General features: G+C 70.4%; 18 protein-coding genes and 1 tRNA gene. 8 read left to right on the top strand and 11 right to left on the bottom strand.

The window, feature by feature from the left end; genetic code table 11:
- Positions 1-1,182, bottom strand: a complete 1,182-nt coding sequence (gene coaE / locus ACTWLT_RS19730) for a dephospho-CoA kinase (protein WP_445319667.1) — start codon at positions 1,180-1,182, stop codon at positions 1-3.
- Positions 1,183-1,344: 162 nt separating this feature from the next.
- Positions 1,345-2,847: a 30S ribosomal protein S1 gene (rpsA, locus tag ACTWLT_RS19735; protein ID WP_252418367.1), complete on the bottom strand. Its 1,503-nt coding sequence runs from the start codon at positions 2,845-2,847 to the stop codon at positions 1,345-1,347.
- A gap of 401 nt (positions 2,848-3,248) precedes the next feature.
- Here rpsA and ACTWLT_RS19740 point away from each other — a divergent pair, with 401 nt between their 5' ends.
- From ACTWLT_RS19740 to ACTWLT_RS19760, 5 genes are all read left to right on the top strand, one after another.
- A complete protein-coding gene (locus ACTWLT_RS19740) occupies positions 3,249-4,055 on the top strand; it encodes a class I SAM-dependent methyltransferase (RefSeq protein ID WP_445319668.1) in 807 nt (268 codons plus the stop codon).
- Between the two features lie 107 nt (positions 4,056-4,162).
- On the top strand, positions 4,163-4,639 hold the full coding sequence (locus ACTWLT_RS19745) for a Uma2 family endonuclease (RefSeq protein ID WP_445319745.1): 477 nt from the start codon (positions 4,163-4,165) through the stop codon (positions 4,637-4,639).
- Positions 4,570-4,713, top strand: coding sequence for a hypothetical protein (locus tag ACTWLT_RS19750; RefSeq protein WP_445319749.1), 144 nt, complete (start codon positions 4,570-4,572; stop codon positions 4,711-4,713). Before ACTWLT_RS19745 ends, ACTWLT_RS19750 begins: the two co-directional genes overlap by 70 nt.
- 54 nt (positions 4,714-4,767) lie before the next feature.
- Entirely contained in the window at positions 4,768-4,989 is a 222-nt protein-coding gene (locus ACTWLT_RS19755) for a hypervirulence associated TUDOR domain-containing protein (protein WP_252418370.1), read from the top strand.
- Entirely contained in the window at positions 4,976-5,410 is a 435-nt protein-coding gene (locus tag ACTWLT_RS19760; protein ID WP_445319669.1) for a DUF3140 domain-containing protein, read from the top strand. The genes ACTWLT_RS19755 and ACTWLT_RS19760 overlap by 14 nt, the downstream gene beginning before the upstream one ends.
- Positions 5,411-5,440: 30 nt before the next feature.
- Here ACTWLT_RS19760 and polA read toward each other — a convergent pair whose 3' ends face one another.
- The 8 genes from polA to ACTWLT_RS19800 form a co-directional block, all read right to left on the bottom strand.
- Positions 5,441-8,140, bottom strand: a complete 2,700-nt coding sequence (polA, locus tag ACTWLT_RS19765; RefSeq protein WP_445319670.1) for a DNA polymerase I — start codon at positions 8,138-8,140, stop codon at positions 5,441-5,443.
- A gap of 134 nt (positions 8,141-8,274) precedes the next feature.
- Complete coding sequence (locus tag ACTWLT_RS19770; protein WP_252418373.1) at positions 8,275-8,985, bottom strand: ABC transporter ATP-binding protein; 711 nt, start codon at positions 8,983-8,985, stop codon at positions 8,275-8,277.
- Positions 8,975-9,877, bottom strand: a complete 903-nt coding sequence (locus tag ACTWLT_RS19775) for an ABC transporter ATP-binding protein (protein ID WP_445319671.1) — start codon at positions 9,875-9,877, stop codon at positions 8,975-8,977. Before ACTWLT_RS19775 ends, ACTWLT_RS19770 begins: the two co-directional genes overlap by 11 nt.
- 7 nt (positions 9,878-9,884) lie before the next feature.
- Positions 9,885-11,075 carry a branched-chain amino acid ABC transporter permease gene (locus ACTWLT_RS19780; protein WP_252418375.1) on the bottom strand — a complete coding sequence of 397 codons (1,191 nt, stop codon included), beginning with the start codon at positions 11,073-11,075 and terminating at the stop codon, positions 9,885-9,887.
- Positions 11,072-12,022, bottom strand: coding sequence for a branched-chain amino acid ABC transporter permease (locus ACTWLT_RS19785; protein ID WP_252418376.1), 951 nt, complete (start codon positions 12,020-12,022; stop codon positions 11,072-11,074). The genes ACTWLT_RS19780 and ACTWLT_RS19785 overlap by 4 nt, the downstream gene beginning before the upstream one ends.
- Positions 12,023-12,132: 110 nt before the next feature.
- Positions 12,133-13,299: a branched-chain amino acid ABC transporter substrate-binding protein gene (locus ACTWLT_RS19790; RefSeq protein WP_445319672.1), complete on the bottom strand. Its 1,167-nt coding sequence runs from the start codon at positions 13,297-13,299 to the stop codon at positions 12,133-12,135.
- A gap of 204 nt (positions 13,300-13,503) precedes the next feature.
- A complete protein-coding gene (locus tag ACTWLT_RS19795) occupies positions 13,504-14,703 on the bottom strand; it encodes a hypothetical protein (RefSeq protein ID WP_445319673.1) in 1,200 nt (399 codons plus the stop codon).
- A gap of 49 nt (positions 14,704-14,752) precedes the next feature.
- Positions 14,753-15,373, bottom strand: a complete 621-nt coding sequence (locus tag ACTWLT_RS19800; RefSeq protein ID WP_445319674.1) for an ANTAR domain-containing response regulator — start codon at positions 15,371-15,373, stop codon at positions 14,753-14,755.
- 95 nt (positions 15,374-15,468) lie between these two features.
- Between ACTWLT_RS19800 and ACTWLT_RS19805 the strand changes: the two genes are divergently transcribed.
- From ACTWLT_RS19805 to ACTWLT_RS19815, 3 genes are all read left to right on the top strand, one after another.
- Positions 15,469-15,545, top strand: a tRNA-Leu gene (locus ACTWLT_RS19805).
- On the top strand, positions 15,518-16,327 hold the full coding sequence (locus ACTWLT_RS19810; protein WP_445319675.1) for a transcriptional regulator: 810 nt from the start codon (positions 15,518-15,520) through the stop codon (positions 16,325-16,327). The genes ACTWLT_RS19805 and ACTWLT_RS19810 overlap by 28 nt, the downstream gene beginning before the upstream one ends.
- A gap of 219 nt (positions 16,328-16,546) precedes the next feature.
- Positions 16,547-17,197 (top strand): NAD-dependent epimerase/dehydratase family protein, encoded by a 651-nt coding sequence (locus tag ACTWLT_RS19815; RefSeq protein ID WP_445319676.1) that lies wholly within the window; start codon positions 16,547-16,549, stop codon positions 17,195-17,197.
- 18 nt (positions 17,198-17,215) lie between these two features.
- On the opposite strand, the gene ACTWLT_RS19820 is transcribed toward ACTWLT_RS19815, so the two are convergent.
- Positions 17,216-18,394 carry a trans-sulfuration enzyme family protein gene (locus tag ACTWLT_RS19820; RefSeq protein WP_445319677.1) on the bottom strand — a complete coding sequence of 393 codons (1,179 nt, stop codon included), beginning with the start codon at positions 18,392-18,394 and terminating at the stop codon, positions 17,216-17,218.
- Between the last annotated feature and the right edge of the window lie 56 nt (positions 18,395-18,450).

Raw genomic sequence — 18,450 nt, forward strand, 5'->3', positions numbered from 1 at the left:
TCAGGGCCGCCAGCCGGTCTGCGCGGCCCACTGCTCGGCCCGCAGGTACTCCTCGTCGAACCAGGGATCCCGGGCCGTACCGACTCCGCCGACATCCGGTGCGGCGTCGACCAGCTCCCGCTTGAGCAGCAGGTACGCGGCCCGCTGATCCGGGTCGGCGCGCAGGTGGTCGCGCATCAGCAACGCGTACCGCCAGCCCGGCGAGTCGGCCGCCCGCACGTGCAGGCGCACCGGGCGGGCCGGGTCGGCGCTGCCGTGCAGCCGCTTCTCCCACCGGCCGCTGCCGGCCGGGCGTGGATCGTCCCACCAGTGCCCCGGCACCCGCGGGAACCCGGCGTTCGCCAGCCGGTCGGCCAGCACCCCGTCGGCGTCGGCGAGGCTGGGGACGGCCACCTGCACGTCGATGACGTCCTCGGCGGCGTGGCCCGGCACCGCGGTCGCGCCGATGTGGTCGATCCGCAGGTCGGCCGGGGCGAGCGCGTGCCGGATCCGCGCGGCCAGCCGGGCGTACTGTTCCGGCCAGCTCGGGTTGGTCTCGGCCAGGTCGACCCGGCCCGGCGGGACCACCCGCCGCTCCCGCAGGTTGTGCTCGTAGGGCAGCAGTCGCTGGCGCCAGAGCGTGTCGACGGCGGCGTGCAGCTCCGCCAGGCTTCCGTCGTTGGTCAGCACCACATCCGCCGCCGCGCGACGGCGCGCGTCGTCGGCCTGCGCGGCGATCCGCCGCTCGGCCTCCGCGCGGTCCATTCCCCGGTCGCGCGCCAGCCGTTCCAGTCGGGTCGCCACGGCCGTCTGCACCACGACCACCAGGTGGTACGTGGGCGCGAGACCCACCTCGACCAGCAGCGGTACGTCGTTCACGACGATCGCGTCGGGTGCCGCCGCGGCGGCCAACTCGGCGGTGCGGGCACGGACCCGGGGATGGGTGATCGCCTCCAGCCGTCGACGGGCCGTCTCGTCGGCGAACACCACCGCGCCCAGTGCGGCGCGGTCCAGTGCGCCGTCTGCGTCCAGCACCCTCTCGGAGAAGGTGGCGACGATCTCGGCCAGGCCCTCGCTGCCCGGTGCGACGACCTCCCGGGCCACCCGGTCGGCGTCGATGAGCACCGCACCCCGCTCGACCAGCCGCGCGGCCACCGCGCTCTTGCCCGACCCGATACCGCCGGTCAACCCCACCCTCAGCACCGGACCAGTCAACCGGATCACGAGCCCCGTCGCCAAACCACCCCCGGGGCGGACCGAATCAACCCGGTGCCCGTGCGCGCGGCGAGCGCCCGGGGTACGGCGAGGGCCCCGCCCCCGGCGATCCGAAGATCGCGGGGACGGGGCCCTTCGTCGTTCAGCGGGTCACTTACCGCCGGCGAGCTTCTCCCGCAGAGCGGCGAGCGCCTCGTCGGTGGCCAGCGTGCCGGCCGGCTCCTCGGCCTGCCGGCTCGGGGCCGGGCTGGACGAGGAGGTGGTGCCGCCACCGGCGGCGGCCGGAACGGCCGGAGTCGGGTTGGCAGCGGCCTCGGCGTCGGCGGCCCGAGAGGTCTGCACCTGCTTGGTGTGGGCCTCCCAGCGCAGACGAGCCTCGGCGTACTGGTTCTCCCAGGTCTCGCGCTGCTTGTCGTACCCCTCGAGCCACTCGCCCGTCTCGGGGTCGAAGCCCTCCGGGTAGATGTAGTTGCCCTCGGCGTCGTACGTCGCGGCCATGCCGTAGAGGGTCGGGTCGAAGTGCTCCTCGCCCTCGACGAAGCCCTCGTTGGCCTGCTTGAGCGACAGCGAGATCCGGCGGCGCTCCAGGTCGATGTCGATGACCTTGACCATGACCTCGGAGCCGACCTGGACGACCTGCTCCGGGATCTCCACGTGGCGCTCGGCCAGCTCGGAGATGTGGACCAGGCCCTCGATGCCGTCGTCCACCCGGACGAACGCACCGAACGGAACCAGCTTGGTGACCTTACCCGGCACGATCTGCTGGATCGCGTGGGTGCGGGCGAACTGCCGCCACGGGTCCTCCTGGGTCGCCTTCAGCGACAGGGAGACGCGCTCGCGGTCCAGGTCGACGTCCAGGACCTCGACCTCGACCTCCTGGCCCACCTCGACGACCTCGGACGGGTGGTCGATGTGCTTCCAGGACAGCTCGGAGACGTGCACCAGACCGTCGACGCCGCCGAGGTCCACGAAGGCGCCGAAGTTGACGATCGAGGACACGACGCCCTTGCGGACCTGGCCCTTCTGCAGCTTGTTGAGGAACTCGGTGCGCACCTCGGACTGCGTCTGCTCCAGCCATGCCCGGCGGGACAGGACCACGTTGTTGCGGTTCTTGTCCAGCTCGATGATCTTGGCCTCGAGCTCACGCCCGACGTACGGCTGCAGGTCGCGCACGCGCCGCATCTCGACCAGGGACGCGGGCAGGAAGCCGCGCAGCCCGATGTCGAGGATGAGGCCACCCTTGACCACCTCGATGACCGAGCCGCGGACGACGCCGTCCTCGTCCTTGATCTTCTCGATCGTGCCCCAGGCCCGCTCGTACTGTGCCCGCTTCTTGGAGAGGATCAGACGACCCTCCTTGTCCTCCTTCTGGAGGACCAGGGCCTCGATGTGGTCACCAACCGTCACAACCTCGGCGGGGTCCACGTCGTGCTTGATCGACAACTCACGAGAGGGGATGACACCCTCGGTCTTGTAGCCGATGTCGAGCAGGACCTCGTCCCGATCGACCTTGACGACGGTGCCTTCGACAATGTCGCCGTCGTTGAAGTACTTGATGGTCTCGTCGATCGCGGCGAGGAAAGCCTCCTCGGAACCGAGATCGTCGTGGGTGACCCGGGTGGCGCTCGAGGGGGCCTCGATGCTGCTCGTCATGTGGGCGGTTGCTCCGGTCGGATGGGTTGTCACAGCAGGCTGGTGTCGCAGTGACCTGTTCGCGCCAGCGGATCCGTCGCCGGGCACACCGAACGATCACAGTGGGATCATGATGTGACTCCGTCGACCGCGCACCTGCTCCCTGCCGAGACACACGATCCGCGAGCGCATCGTCTAGCCTACCGTGCGCATTACCACAGCGTGCAAGCCCTCCCGGCTTCTCGGCATGCGATGACCTGCGAAAGCCGAACAATCGCCCGGAAACCACCCCTGCTGTCTCCTGCGTCACATCGGCCCCTCCGGCACCACGTCACGGATGGCGCGTCCGGCGGCGCGAGCGGGGCCGGCGGGTCGGCCCGGCCCACCGCGGCAGGAACCTCGGCGGGGCCTAGCGTGAGCGCGTGGATGACGACAGCCGGGTGACCCGGCGCCGGGTGGGTGACGCCGAGGCTCGACGGGCCAACCGCGGCTGGTGGGACACCGACGCCGACGACTACCAGGCCGAGCACGGCGCGTTCCTCGGCGACGTCGACTTCGTCTGGTGCCCAGAGGGTCTGCGCGAGGCCGACGCCCGGCTGCTCGGCGACGTGGCCGGGCGGCGGGTGCTGGAGGTGGGCTCCGGTGCCGCCGCCGCCGCGCGCTGGCTGGCAACCCAGGGTGCCCAGCCGGTCGCCTTCGACCTGTCCGCCGGCATGTTGCGCCACGCCGCGGAAGCCGCCGACCGCACCGGGGTACGCGTACCGCTGGTGCAGGCCGACGCCCTCGCCCTGCCGTTCGCCGACCGGTCGTTCGACCTGGCCTGCACCGCGTTCGGCGCGATCCCCTTCGTGGACGACTCCGCGGCCCTGCACGCCGAGGTGCATCGGGTGCTGCGCCCCGGCGGCCGGTGGGTGTTCTCGGTGACCCACCCGATGCGCTGGATCTTCCTCGACGACCCCGGCGAGGGCGGGCTGAGAGCCGTCCACTCGTACTTCGACCGCTCCCCCTACGTCGAGCAGGACGAATCCGGCGTGGCCACCTACGTCGAGCAGCACCGCACCCTCGGCGACCGGATCCGCGAGCTGGTCGGCACCGGGTTCCGGCTGCTGGACCTGGTGGAGCCGGAGTGGCCGGCGGGGCACGAGGGAATCTGGGGACAGTGGAGCCCGCTACGCGGACGCCTCTTCCCCGGCACCGCCATCTTCGTCACCGAGAAGCCCGCCGAATGACCGCGTCGCACTCGCGGTGCGGCCCCCACCCCATCGACGGGCGGTAGGCTCGCCCCATGAGCGCGGAGCCCGTCCGGACACCACCTGGCCCCTGGTGTCCGGACCCGATGCGGCAACAGCGCGCCGACTACACGGTCGAGGATCTGCTCAACCTGCCGGATGACGCCCCCCGCATCGAACTCGTCGATGGAGTCATCCAGGTGACACCCTCCCCCACCCTGGGCCACCAGGACATCTGCGGCCTTCTCTGGTTGTGGCTACGCTCCCACGCACCGGCAGGCTTCCGTGCTGCCCAGGCCGTCGGAGTCCGGCTCAGCGCCAACACCAGCCGTCAGCCGGACGTCCTGCTGTGCCGCGCCGAGGTGCCGTCCGATCGGTCCATGCTGCGACCGGCGGACGTCGGCCTCGCCGTGGAGATCGTCTCGCCGGGCACCCGGCGGATCGACCGATTCGCCAAGCCCGGCGAGTACGCCGCCGCCGGCATCCCCTTTACTGGCGGATCGAGCAGGACCCGGTGCACGTGTACGCGTACCGGATCGGCGACCGGGTGGGGCCCGGCGGTGAGCGGCAGTACGAGGTGGTGACCGACAGCGCCGAGGTGATCGAGCTGTCCGATCCCTTCGACATCAAGCTGCCGATCGGCGAGATCACCCCGTAGCGCCCTCCCCGGGACCAGCCGTTTTGCCGAGGCAGGCACGGGTAGCCAGGGCGTATGGCCGAGCAGAGGGAATTCCGCGCGGGTGACCACGTCTCCTGGGCCAGTCACAGCGGCCGGGCGCACGGCGTGGTCAAGGAGAAGCTGACCGACCGGACGCACGTACGCGGGCACGCCGTGAACGCGACGGAGGACGAGCCGCAGTACCGGATCCGCAACGACGACTCGGGCCGCGACGTGGCCCACCGCCCGGAGGTGCTGCGCCGTGAGCAGGGGTGACGACGGCCAGGACACCTACCGGGAGTTCACCGACGCGGTGAACATGAAGCCCGGCGAGCTGTCGAAGTGGTTGGAGAGCGACGAGTCGAAGCAGGTCGGCTGGCACAAGGGCGGCCGCTCCGGCGGCGGCGAGTCGGTCGGCCACGAGTCCGGTCGGAAGATCATCGACCTGTTGCGCCGCAAGCGTGGCGACCTGTCCGAGGGCGACTACAAGCACATGCGCAAGGTGGTCGGCTACGTACGCCGGCACATGGCGCAGCGCCCCTCCGGCGACGTCCGTGAGACCAAGTGGCGCTGGTCGCTGATGAACTGGGGCCACGACCCCCTCAAGGGTCCGCTGCCGCCCCCGGGCGGCCCGTCCCGGCGCGCCCTCGACCGGCACGGCACCCCGCCGAAGGAGCGCCGGGGACCCGGCCGCTGACCCGCGCCGTCACCCCGTCGGCGACAACGGTCAGTGGTCGGCGCTGTTCCAGTCGCGGCCCTCGCCGACCGACACCTCCAGCGGCACCGACAGCGGGTAGGCCTCGCCCATCTCCCGCCGGACCAGCGCCTCCAGCGCCTCCCGCTCGCCCGGTGCGACCTCGAAGACCAACTCGTCGTGCACCTGCAGCAGCATCCGGGAGCGGAACCCGGCCTCGCCCAGCGCGGTGTCGACGTGCAGCATCGCCACCTTGATGATGTCGGCCGCCGAGCCCTGGATGGGGGCGTTGAGCGCCATCCGCTCGGCGATGTCCCGGCGCTGCCGGTTGTCGCTGCCGAGGTCGGGCAGGTAGCGGCGACGACCCAGGATGGTCGAGGTGTAGCCGTCCTGGCGGGCCCGGGCGACCACCTGGTGCAGGTAGTCGCGCACCCCGCCGAAGCCGGCGAAGTAGTTCTCCATCAGCCCGCGTGCCTCTTCGGTGCCGATGCCGAGCTGCTGGGACAGCCCGAACGCGCTCAGCCCGTACGCCAGGCCGTAGTTCATGGCCTTGATCTTGCGGCGCTGGTCCGGGGTGACCTCGTCGAGCGGCACCCCGAAGACCGACGAGGCGGTGGCGGCGTGGAAGTCGGCGCCGGAGTTGAACGCGTCGATCAGCGCGTCGTCCGACGAGAGGTGCGCCATGATGCGCATCTCGATCTGGCTGTAGTCGGCGGTGAGCAGGCACTCGTAGCCCTCACCCACCACGAAGGCCCGGCGGATGCGCCGGCCCTCCTCGGTGCGGATCGGGATGTTCTGCAGGTTGGGCTCGGTGGAGGAGAGGCGCCCGGTGGCCGCGACCGTCTGGTTGAACGTGGTGTGGATCCGGCCGTCGTCGGAGACCGACTTGAGCAGCCCGTCCACGGTCGACTTGAGCTTGGCCACGTCGCGGTGGCGCAGCAGGTGGGCCAGCACCGGGTGCGGGTTCTGCGCGTAGAGCCACTGCAGGGCGTCGGCGTCGGTGGTGTAGCCCGTCTTGATCTTCTTGGTCTTGGGCAGGCCCAGCTCGGTGAAGAGGATCTCCTGCAACTGCTTGGGCGAGCCGAGGTTGAACTCCCGACCCACCGCCTCGTACGCGCCCTGCGCCGCGGCCTTCACCTCGGCCGCGAAGTGGGCCTCCAACTCGGACAGATAGTGCGTGTCGGCGGCGATGCCGGTGCGCTCCATGCCGGCCAGCACCCGCATCAACGGCAGCTCCACCCCGGCCATCAGCCGGGCGGACTGCTCGCCGTCACGGGACAGCTCGGCGTCGATGGCGTCGGCCAGGTCGAGGGTGGCCCGGGCCTGGAGCATCAGGTTCTGCTCGGCCACGCCCTCGTCACCGAGCCCGTCGAGGGTGAGCTGGCCGGTCTCCGGCGCGTCGACCCGCAGCTCCCGGTGCAGGTAGCGCAGCGCGAGGTCGGTCAGGTCGTAGGAGCGCTGGTCGGGTCGGGCCAGGTATGCGGCGATCTGGGTGTCGCGGACGATGCCGGCCAGCTCCCAGCCGTGCGCCGAGCAGGCCAGAACGGCTGGCTTGCTGTCGTGCAGCACCTTGGGCCGCTGCTCGTCGGCCAGCCAACCGGCCAGCGCGCCCTCGTCGGCCGCGTCGAGCCGGACCGGGTCCACCCAGGCCGCCGCCCCGCCGGCGGTGGCCAGCGCCAGCCCGGTGATGGAGGCGGTGTGCCGCCGGTTGGGGCCGGTGTCGAGCTTGACCGCCATGCCGACCGGCGTGCCGGTCGGGGCGTGCGCGGACAGCCAGCCGCTCAGCGCCCCCGGCTCGGTCAGCATCTCGCCGGTCAGGTCGAAGCCGGACTCGGCCTCCGGCTCGACCGCCTCCAGGTACTGGTAGAGCCGGTCCCGCAGGATGCGGAACTCGAGGGTGTCGAAGACCTGGTGCACGGCCTCCCGGTCCCAGCCCGTCCACCGGGTGTCCTCCGGGCGCAGCGGCAGCTCAAGATCGGAGACCAGGCAGTTGATCTCGTAGTTGCGGATCACGTCGGCGAGCCGCTCGCGCAGGCTGTCGCCGGCCTTGCCCTTGATCTCGTCGGCGCGGGCGATCACGCCCTCCACCCCGCCGTAGGTGGTGATCCACTTGGCTGCCGTCTTCGGGCCGACACCCGGGACGCCGGGCAGGTTGTCACTGGTCTCGCCGACCAGCGCGGCCAGGTCCCGGTAGCGCTCCGGGCCGACGCCGTACTTCGCCTCGATCGCCGCCGGGTCCATCCGGGCCAGGTCGGAGACACCCTTGCGCGGATAGAGCACGGTGACCTGGTCGCCGACCAACTGGAACGCGTCGCGGTCACCGGTGCTGATCAGCACCGTCATGCCCTGATCGCGGGCCTGGCAGGCGAGCGTGGCGATGACGTCGTCGGCCTCGTAGCCCTCCATCTCCACCACCGGGATCTGCAGCGCGGCCAGGACCTCCTTGACCAGGCTGACCTGACCCTTGAAGTCGGTCGGGGTCTCGCTGCGGCCGGCCTTGTACTCCGCGTACCGGTCGGTGCGGAAGGAACGGCGGGAGACGTCGAAGGCGACGACGATGTGGGTCGGCTGCTCGTCGCGCAGCACGTTGATCAGCATCGAGGTGAAGCCGTACACCGCGTTGGTCGGCTGACCCGTCGTGGTGGAGAAGTTTTCCACCGGCAGGGCGAAGAACGCCCGGTATGCCAGGGAGTGTCCGTCGACGAGGAGCAGGCGCGGAGTCGTAGCTGTCACGGCAGCGACTCTAGTCCGTCGCACCGACATCCCTGGGTGGCGGCACCGGGCGAACGACGCCGGAACGGACAGCCGGTGCGAACGCCGGCGGCCGGCCACCCCACGAGGGGATGGCCGGCCGCCGGACGGGTGGCTCAGGCCACGCCGAGGTACGCCTCCTTGACCGCCGGGTCGTGCAGGAGTTCCTGGCCGGTGCCCTCCTTGACGATCCGGCCGGTCTCCAGCACGTACCCACGGTGCGCCCGGGAGAGCGCCTGCTGCGCGTTCTGCTCGACCAGCAGGATGGTGGTGCCCTGCTCGTTGATCCGGGTGATGATCTCGAAGATCTGCTGGATCAACTTGGGCGCCAGACCCATCGACGGCTCGTCCAGCAGCAGCAGCTTCGGACGGGTCATCAGCGCCCGGCCGACCGCGAGCATCTGCTGCTCGCCGCCGGAGAGCGTGCCGCCGGCCTGCTTGCGGCGCTCGGCGAGCCGCGGGAACAGCTCGAAGACCATCGCGAGGTCCTTGGCGATGTCGGCCTTGTCCCGGCGGGTGTACGCCCCCATCTCCAGGTTCTCCAGCACGGTCATGCCGGGGAAGACGCCACGCCCCTCGGGTGACTGCCCGATCCCCCGGATCACCCGCAGGTCGGCGCGGAGCCGGCTCACGTCGGTGCCGTCGAACCGGATGCTGCCGCCGGAGATGGCGTGCAGTCCCGAGATCGCCTTCATGGTCGTGGTCTTGCCGGCACCGTTCGCGCCGATGAGCGCCACGATCTCGCCCTGGTCGACGTGCAGGCTGATGCCGTGCAGCGCCTCGATGCGGCCGTAGAGCAGCTTCAGGTTCTCGATCTCAAGCAGCATCCTCGACACCTCCCAGGTAGGCGGCGATCACCTTGGGATCGTTGCGCACGTCGGCCGGCGAACCCTCGGCGATCTTCTGCCCGAACTCCAGCACCACCAGCCGGTCCACCACGCCCATGACCAGTCGCATGTCGTGCTCGATCAGCAGGACGGTGACCCCCGAGTCGCGGATCTTGCGGATCAGCTGCAGCAGGGCGACCTTCTCGGCCGGGTTGAAGCCGGCGGCCGGCTCGTCGAGGCAGAGCAGCGTGGGATCGGTGGCCAGGGCCCGCGCGATCTCCAGTCGACGCTGGTCACCGTAGGACAGGTTGCGGGCGAGGTCGCCCGCCCTGCCCTGGATGCCGACGAAGTCCAGCAGCTCCTGCGCCTTCTCCCGGCCCTGCCGCTCCTCCCGCCAGTGCCGCGGCAGCCGAAGCAACGCGCTGGGGACGCTGGTCTTGTGGTTCGCGTCCGCGCCGACCTGGACGTTCTCCAGTGCCGTCATCTCGGGGAACAGCCGGATGTTCTGGAAGGTCCGCGCGATGCCCAGCTTGGTGATCTGGAATCGCTTACGGCCGCTGACCTTCTCGCCCCGGAACCGGATCTGCCCGGTCGTCGGGGCGTAGACGCCCGTCATCGCGTTGAAGCAGGTGGTCTTACCCGCCCCGTTCGGGCCGATCAGCCCGAGGATCTCGCCCTCGTAGAGGGTGAAGTTGACGTCGTTGAGGGCCACCACGCCGCCGAAGCGCAGCGTGACGTGGTCGACCTCCAGCAGCGGCTTGCGGCCGTCCGTCGGGGTCGGCTCGACGGTCCCCTCGTCCGGCGTCGACGGCGTCTCCGGCGGGCTACCCACCGTCGTCCGCGCGTCGATCGCCATGTCGCGCTCGCTGGTGACGTCGCGCGCACTACCCATCCGTGGCTCACTCAACGACAGCCACCTCCTTCTGCCGGTCCTTGAGCTCGGCGGCCCGCCGCCGGTTCGGCCAGAGGCCCTGCGGCCGGAAGATCATCACGATGATCAGCAGGATCCCGAAGATGAAGTACCGCAGCGACGTCGGGCTGACGTCGATGTCGTTACCGAAGACGGTCGCCACCTCGGGCAGACCGAAGACGTCACCCACCGACCGCAGCCACTCCGGAATGTAGATGACCAGGAAGCCACCGAGCAGTGCCCCACCGATACTGCCCGCACCACCGAGCAGGACCGCCGCCAGCACCAGGATCGAGTTCTCCAGCGAGAAGGTCGAGGAGTTGACGAAGTTGGCCTGACCAGCCCACAGCGAACCGGACAGACCGCCGACCGCCGCGCCGATGGCGAACGCCCAGAGCTTGAAGCGGAAGGTCGGTACGCCCATCAGTTCCGCGGCGTCCTCGTCCTCACGGATCGCGATCCAGGCCCGGCCGACCCGGCTGTTCGCCAGGTTCCGGATCAGGAAGACAGCGCCGATGATCACGGTGAGCAGCAGCCAGTAGTACGGCTTGAACTCGAACTGGAAGATGGCCGACCCGTCCGGGTACTTGCCCGGCGGGTGCCCCACCTGCGGGATACCGCGGTCGCCGTTGAGGATCCAGTCCTGGTTCTTGGCGATGATCCGGATCATCTCGGCGAAGCCGAGCGTCACGATCGCCAGGTAGTCGCCCCGCAATCGCAGTGTCGGCGCACCCAGCAGCACACCGGACAGCAGCGCCAGGGAGATGGCGATCGGCACCGTGACCAACCAGGGCCACGGGCTCTCGAACCAGTTGTACTCGGTGATGAGCTTGCTCTCCGGCGACGTCAACAACGCCACGGTGTACGCACCGACGGCGAAGAAGCCGAAGAAGCCGAGGTCGAGCAGACCCGCGTAGCCGACCACCACGTTGAGGCCGAGGGAGAGCAGCGCGATCCAGGCGCAGTAGAACAGCACCGCGGCCATGTCGTTGCGGGTCGTGTAGAGCGGAATCCACACACCGGGGATGTTCAGGTACTCGTAGAACCACTTGTTCGGCAGAACGTAGAGGAAGGCAATGAAGGCCAGCAGACCGGTGATCCGGGCGGACTTCGGCAGCCCGTCCACCCTCCGGCCGACGGCACTCGAGGCGGAATGCCAGCGTTCTCGCAGAGCGGTCATGCTCGCGCCCTCCCCAACGACTCACCCAGCAGACCGGTCGGCCGGAACATCAGCAGGACGATCAGCACGACGAAGGCGATGAGGTCGCGCCACTGTGAGCCGAACAGCGCCGATCCGTAGTTTTCCACCAGGCCGAGCAGCAGGCCACCGATGGCCGCGCCCCGCAGGTTGCCGATGCCGCCCAGGACCGCGGCCGAGAACGCCTTGAGCCCGAGCAGGAAGCCGATGTTGTACCGGGTGTTGCCGCTCTTCATGTCGCTGAAGACGGCGGCGACACCGGCCATCAGGCCGCCCAGCACGAAGACCAGCGCGATCACGCGGCTCTTGTTGACACCCATTAGCGCGGCGGTGTTCGCATCCTGCGCGACCGCGCGGATGCCCTTGCCGAACCGGGTCTTGTTCACGAACCAGTCGAGCCCGACCATCATCAGCACGGCCACGACGAGCGTCAGCAACTGCACCGGGGTGATGCTCCAGCCACCGATGCTGATCACCGTCTTGGTGGGGAGCAGGGCGGGCGCGCCGACCTGACGACGCTGGGTCAGCGTCCCCATGAGCTCCATCAGGGCGTACGAGGCGCCGATGGCGGTGATGAGGAAGGCCAGCGGTGGCGCGTTTCGCCGCCGAAGCGGCCGATAGGCGGTAACCTCAATCAGCAGCGCGACGCTGCCGGAGAGCAGTGCGGCGGCCACGATCGCGAGAGCGATCAGAAGCAGAGCCTTCGGCACCGAGGGGGCGCCGCTGTTGCTGTCGAGCCCGAACACCGCCCAGGTCCAGATGGCACCGAACGTGCCGATCATGAAGACCTCGGAGTGCGCAAAGTTGATCAGGCGGAGTACGCCGTAAACGAGGGTGTAGCCGAGGGCGATGAGCGCGTAGATCGCACCCTGCACCAACCCGGTTGTGGTCAGTTCCGGGAAGCCCCGGACGAGTTCTGCAAAGTCCACCGATGCTCCGAAGGGTGTTGCGTCGAGCCGGTGCGGCCGGGGTTGCACCCCGACCGCACCGGAACAACTCTTTTCGTCACGCCCTCAAACCTGTGTGACCCCCGACGGGATCAGGCCTTCGGGATCTCCAGTTCCGGAGCCCAGGCACCGGCGGTCGCCTTGAAGGCCCACACCTTGACCTGCGCCGGGTCCAGCTCGCCGTTCGGCTCCCACTTGTAGGTCACGCCAGAAGCGGAACCGGCCTTGTTGTAGGTGGAGAGGAAGGCCTGGATGTCGGCCCGGCTGGTCTTGCCGGCCTTGATCGCCTCGAGGTAGATGTTGGCCAGGTCGAACGACACGTCCGCGTACACGCCCGGGTCGACGCTGTACTTGGCCTTGAAGTCGGTCACGAAGGTGCCCTTGGCCGCGGTGGCCGGGCCACACGGGCAGGTGGAGATGGTGCCCTCGACGTCCTTCTGACCGGTCACCGACAGCATGTTGGCGTCGTTGATGCCGTCGCCACCGATGAAGGTGCCCGTCCAGCCCGCAGCGCGCAGCTGCTTGAGGAACGGCGCGGCCTCCTCGGTGTAGCCGGCGTAGAACAGCACGGTGGCGCCGCTGGTCTTCACCTTGGAGATCTGCGCGCCGAACTCCTGCGCGTTGTCGACAACCTTGTCGGTGCCGATGATCGTGGTGCCGAGGACCTTCTTGGCCTCGTCGGCGAGGCCGGCGCCGTACGCCGACTGGTCGTCGATGACGAACGCCTTCTCCGCCTTCAGCACGTTCTTGATGTAGCTGGCGATGGCCGGGCCCTGGGAGAAGTCGTTACCCACGCCCCGGTGGAAGACCTTCCAGTTCTTGGTCGCCAGGCTCGGGCGGGTCGCCGACGGGGTGATGACGGACAGGCCCGCGGTGTCGAAGATCGGCAGCGCGACCTCGCTCTCACCGGAGAACGCCGGGCCGATCATCGCGACGATCTTGCTGTCGGCGGCGGCGCTGGTCGCCAGACCACCGGCAAGGTCGGCCTTGCCCTGCGAGTCGAACGCCTGGACGCTGACCTTGCAGTCCGCGTTCTCCGCGTTGTACTTCTCCACGGCGAGATCGGCGCCCTGCTTCATCGGGGTCACCAGGCCGGCGTCGGCGCCGGAGAGTGCCCCGAAGAAGCCGATCTTCAGGTCGCACGCCTTGTTGGCGGAACCACCCGACGTGCCCTCGTCCTGCTTGCATGCGCTGGCGCCGCCGGCAATGAGCGCCGCGATGGCGACGCTGCCGAGGACGCGCACGAAGTTTTGCCTCAAGGCTGGAACCCTCCTCCGTCCAGAAGTCCGGTGCCGCCTGGCTGAGAGCCGAGGCGGCAACGAACCGGACCGTTCACCCGGTCTGGGGCGGGACGTTATCCCACAAGCACTACTCACCGTAAGGTGTCGTAGGCGGCATTGACTCAACCGTTACCCGCGGCGGCGCAACTCGCGTTTAAACGTCACATCCACCCACGTCGCGTCTCACCTGGTGGTCGGCACAGGCGCGGACCAGACGGCGGCCGCCGTTCCGCCGTCGATGGCGACCAGCATCCGGCCATCGAGCACCGCGACCGTCGCGGACGTGTCCCCACCAGCGGAAACATCGATCGGCAGGGTCACCGACGCCCAGGTGGTGCCACCGTCGGCGGACCGCCACAGCTGATGGTCGCGGGCCCCCACCGTCATCGCCAGCAGCTCGCCACCACCGCCGGCCACCGCCTCCACCCCGGCCACCGCCCCGGTGCCCGTCGCACCGAACCGCCCGACCGCCCGCCACTCACCGGCGGTCGTCGCCGCGTCCGCACCGGCGGCCCCGGTTTCGCGCGCCCACGCCTGGAAGGCGCTCCCCCGCACTCCCAGGGCGTACACGACGGAACCGACCCGCAGGAGGCGCTGCACGACCTCGTCCTCGCCCGTCGCCGGGAGCGCCACCCGCGTCCACGCCCGGGCGTCCTCGGAGAACCAGACAAACGGATCACGGTCGGCTCGACCCGCCGGGCGCCCCGCGCCGCTCACCAACCAGCCGTCGGCCGCCGCCAGCGCGTCGGTGGCGAGCGTCGTCAGGGCAGGTTCACTGGCGAGCGCCGGGGCCTGGTCGACGAGCTGGAAGTCGGCGGCGTCCGGGGAGTGCCAGACCGACGCACCGCCGGTGCGGGCACCCGCGATCAACCAGCCGTCGCCGCCGCCCGCGATACGGCTCGCGCTGACCGCGTCCGGCCCGCCGTACAGCTCGAACTCCGCCGGCACCTCGGTCAGGCCGCCGTCGGCGTCCTGCCGCCAGGTCCGTACCCGGGGATTGCCGTGCGCGCCGCCGGCCCTGGCCCCGATGACCGCGACCCGGCCCTCGTGGCAGCCCACGGCGTAGAGGATCGCTCGCTCACCGTAGTAACTGATCGGGTGCAGCGGCAGCGGCGACCAGCTGCGGCCGTCGGTGCTTCGCCACGCGGCCGGCCGGGTCGAGCCGTCGGGGCCGGCGACGGCGCCGACCACATACCACCGGCCCGCGCAGGCAGCCGCGTCGCGCACCACGAGTCGGCCCGGGGCGCCCGGCGGTGCCGGAAGATCGGATGCCTGCCACCGCGGCCGGACCGGCTCGGGAGGGCTCTCGTCGCGGGCGGACCGGCAGCCGGCGAGCAGCGTGACGACAACCCCGAGCACCGCGACCCCACGCCGGACGGACACGCAGGTGATGCTATCGATCCGTCGGCGGACGCGGAGCCCGCCGGACTGGTCACACGGTCGGCTGCGCCACCTCGCCGCCGGCGGTCTCGGCGAGGATCCGCTCGGCGACCTCCTTCATGGTCATCCGGTGGTCCATCGCCGTGCGCTGGATCCACTTGAAGGCCTGCGGCTCGGTCATCCCGTACGTGGTCATCAACGCGCCCTTGGCGCGCTCCACCGTCTTGCGGATCTCCAGGCGGTCGGTCAGGCTGGCGACCTCCGCCTCCAGGGCGGCGACCTCCGAGTAGCGCGACAACGCGATCTCGACGGCCGGGACCAGGTCGCTCTTCTGGAAGGGCTTCACCAGGTACGCCATCGCGCCCGCCGCCCGGGCGCGCTCCACCAGGTCACGCTGGCTGAACGCGGTCAGGATGATCACCGGGGCGATCCGGGCACCGGCGATCCGCTCGGCGGCGGCCAGCCCATCCATGATCGGCATCTTGATGTCGAGGATGACGAGATCGGGCTTCAGCTCCTCGGCGAGGCGGACGGCGGTCTCGCCGTCACCGGCCTCCCCCACCACCTCGTAGCCCTCTTCGACCAGCATCTCGGCGAGGTCCAGCCGGATCAGCGCCTCGTCCTCGGCGATCAGTACGCGCCTACGCTCGGCATCCGTCGGCATCTCGGCCACCAGCCCTACCCCCACCAGTCAGAACCCGACACTGGCCTAGCCGGGTGTCACCGCCCTCAGCGTAGTGGGTAACCTGTCTAGGTCGAATTACGGAGGCCCCTGTACTCCAACCGGAAGAGAGACGGAGCTCAAACCTCCGACAGTGTGGGTTCGAGTCCCACCGGGGGCACCAAAATTGACGCACGCGTGTTCGAAGATGGCGTCATGCACCCGCCCGAAATCCGAGCTCACGCTCGTTTGCTCTACTCGTCCGGGGCCACCATCGCCGACGTCGCCCGCCGCGTGCGACTCCCCTACTACACCGTCCGGCACTGGTGTCGCGATCGCCCCGCACCTCTCATGCGGCCGACGGCTCTGCGGTGCTTCCGTTGTCGGAAAGACGTCGACAACCCGACAGACGAACCGGCCTACGCCTACCTCCTGGGCCTCTACCTGGGCGACGGCCACCTGGTCACCTCGGCGCGCGTGCCGGTCCTCCGCATCTCGTGCAGTAACACCTGGCCGGGCCTGATCGCCGAGTGCGACACGGCAATGCGCGCGGTGCTTGCCACGAAGGTGCAGCGCGTCCAGCAGCAGGGCTGCGTGAACGTGCAGAGCTACGGTGTGCACTGGCCGTGCCTGCTTCCCCAGCACGGCCCCGGCAAGAAGCACGAGCGGCCGATCGTCCTCGCCGACTGGCAGCGGACGATCATCGAACGTCACCCCGGCGACTTCCTGCGCGGCCTGTTCCACTCCGACGGCTGCCGGTTCGCCAATCGTGTGACGGTGCGGGGCAAGGTGTACGTCTACCCGAGGTACATGTTCAGCAACGAGTCGGCCGACATCATGGGGCTCTGCCAGTGGGCGCTCGACCTGCTCGGCATCGCCTGGCGGATGAACCGGCCCAACTCGCTGTCGGTGGCACGACGGGCGGCCGTCGCCGCGCTGGACCGCCACGTCGGCCCAAAGTCGTGACCACCCCTGAGGTTCGGGATGCAGGTTCCTGCGGGATCACGGGTTCAGCCGGCAGACTGTCCATGATCGACTTGGTTTCCCTGATCTCGCGGGGTCGCAGCGTCAGGGATGCCCCGACATCAGCGAAGACGAGTCGATCAACTGACGGGGGTGCGGCCTGGGACGCTTGTCCAGGCCGGGACGCCCCGGTTGACGAGACCGACGACAGGAGTGGAACCGATGCGCGTGGTGATCTTCGGCGCGACCGGCATGGTCGGCCAGGGCGTGCTGCGGGAGTGCCTGCTCGCCGACGACGTGCGGGAGGTGCTGACCGTCGGCCGGACGCCGACCGGGCAGCGGCACCCGAAGCTGCGCGAGCTCACCGTCGCCGACGTCGGCGACCTGGACGCGGTCCGCGACGAGCTGACCGGTGTCGACGCCTGCTTCTACTGCCTGGGCGTCTCCTCGCTGGGCCTCGACGAGACGACGTACACCACAGTCAGCTACGACTACCCGCTCGCGGCGGTGCGCCTGCTGGCCGAGGTGAGCCCGAGCGTCACGTTCGTCTACGTCTCCGGCGTCGGCACCGACTCCACCGAGCGGGGCCGGGTGATGTGGGCGCGGGTCAAGGGCCGCACCGAGAACGCGGTCCTCGACCTGCTGCCCAACGGCTACGCTGCCCGGCCGGGCTTCATCCAGCCGACGCACGGCGCCGCGTCGCGGACGCGCTGGTACCAGGCGCTCTACGCGGTGACCAGCCCGCTGTTCCCGGTGGTGAGCCGGCTCTTCCCGAACCAGGTGACCAGCACCGACCGACTCGGCCGGGCGATGCTGCGGGTGGCCCGGGAGGGCTCGCCCCGACGGGTGCTGGCCGGCCGGGACCTGACCTGACCCCGACGGCTCGACCGGTCAGCCGAGCGCGGCGAACGCCTGCGCGAGGTCGGCCCGCAGGTCCTCGGTGTCCTCCAGCCCCACCGAGAGGCGCAGCAGACCACCGACGGGCTTCGCGTCGCCCTCCACCGGCCGGTGGGTGAGCGAGGCGGGGTGCTGGATGAGGGTGTCCACGCCACCGAGGGACACCGCGTGGGTGATCAACCGGCAGGCGCCGGCGACGGCGGCCGCGGCGGGTGCGCCGCCGCGTACCTCGAAGGCGAGCAGGCTGCCCGGGCCGGCCATCTGCCGGCCGACCAACGCCGCCGGGTCGTGCACCGACGGGTGGTGCACGCGGTGTACGGCGGGGTGCTCGGCGAGCCAGCCGGCGAGCTTCTCGGCGTTGGCCTGCTGGGCGCGGACGCGCAGCGGCAGGGTCTGCAGCCCGCGGTGCAGCAGGTAGCCGCCGAGCGGGTGCAGGATCGCGCCGGTGACCGCGCGGACCTGGCGCAACCGGGCGCCCCACTCGGCGTCGCAGGCGATGACGCCGGCGAGCACGTCGCCGTGCCCGCCGATGCTCTTGGTGGCGCTGTGCAGCACGAGGGCGGCGCCGTGCCGGGCGGGCCGTTGCAGCACGGGTGTGGCGACGGTGTTGTCGACCAGCAGCGGGACGTCCCCGGCGGCGGTGGCGACGGCGGCGATGTCCACCAGGTCGAGGGTGGGGTTGGCGGGCGTCTCGACGATGACCAGCGCGGTGTCCGGGCGGACGGCGGCGGCGACCTCGTCGGGACGTGCCCAGGTGACGGTGGTGCCGAGCAGGCCGGTGGCGAGCACGTGGTCGGTGCCGCCGTACAGCGGTCGGACGGCGACGACATGCCGGCGGCCGTCCCGGCCGGCGGCGAGCAGGGCGGCGGTGAGGGCGGCCATGCCACTGGCGAAGGCCACCGCCTGCGCGGTGCCCTCCAGCTCGGCGAGCGCGGTCTCGAAGCGGGCCACGGTGGGGTTCCACAGGCGCTGGTAGACGGAGCCGCCCTCGACGGGGCGGAGGCCTCCGGTGGCGAGCTGCTCGTAGGCGTTGCCGCCGTCCTCGACCGACGGCAGGGGGTTGGTGGTGGACAGGTCGATCGGCGGCACGTGCACGCCGAGCGTTCGCAGGTCGTCGCGGCCGGCGTGCACGGCCCGGGTGTCCACCGTTGTCATGGCGGTAGCGTCGAACATCTCCCGGCAGAAGGGCAATGAGATGGAAGATAATTCTGTCTGAGGCTCTGGTTTTA

The sequence above is a fragment of the Micromonospora yongxingensis genome, assembly GCF_052601155.1.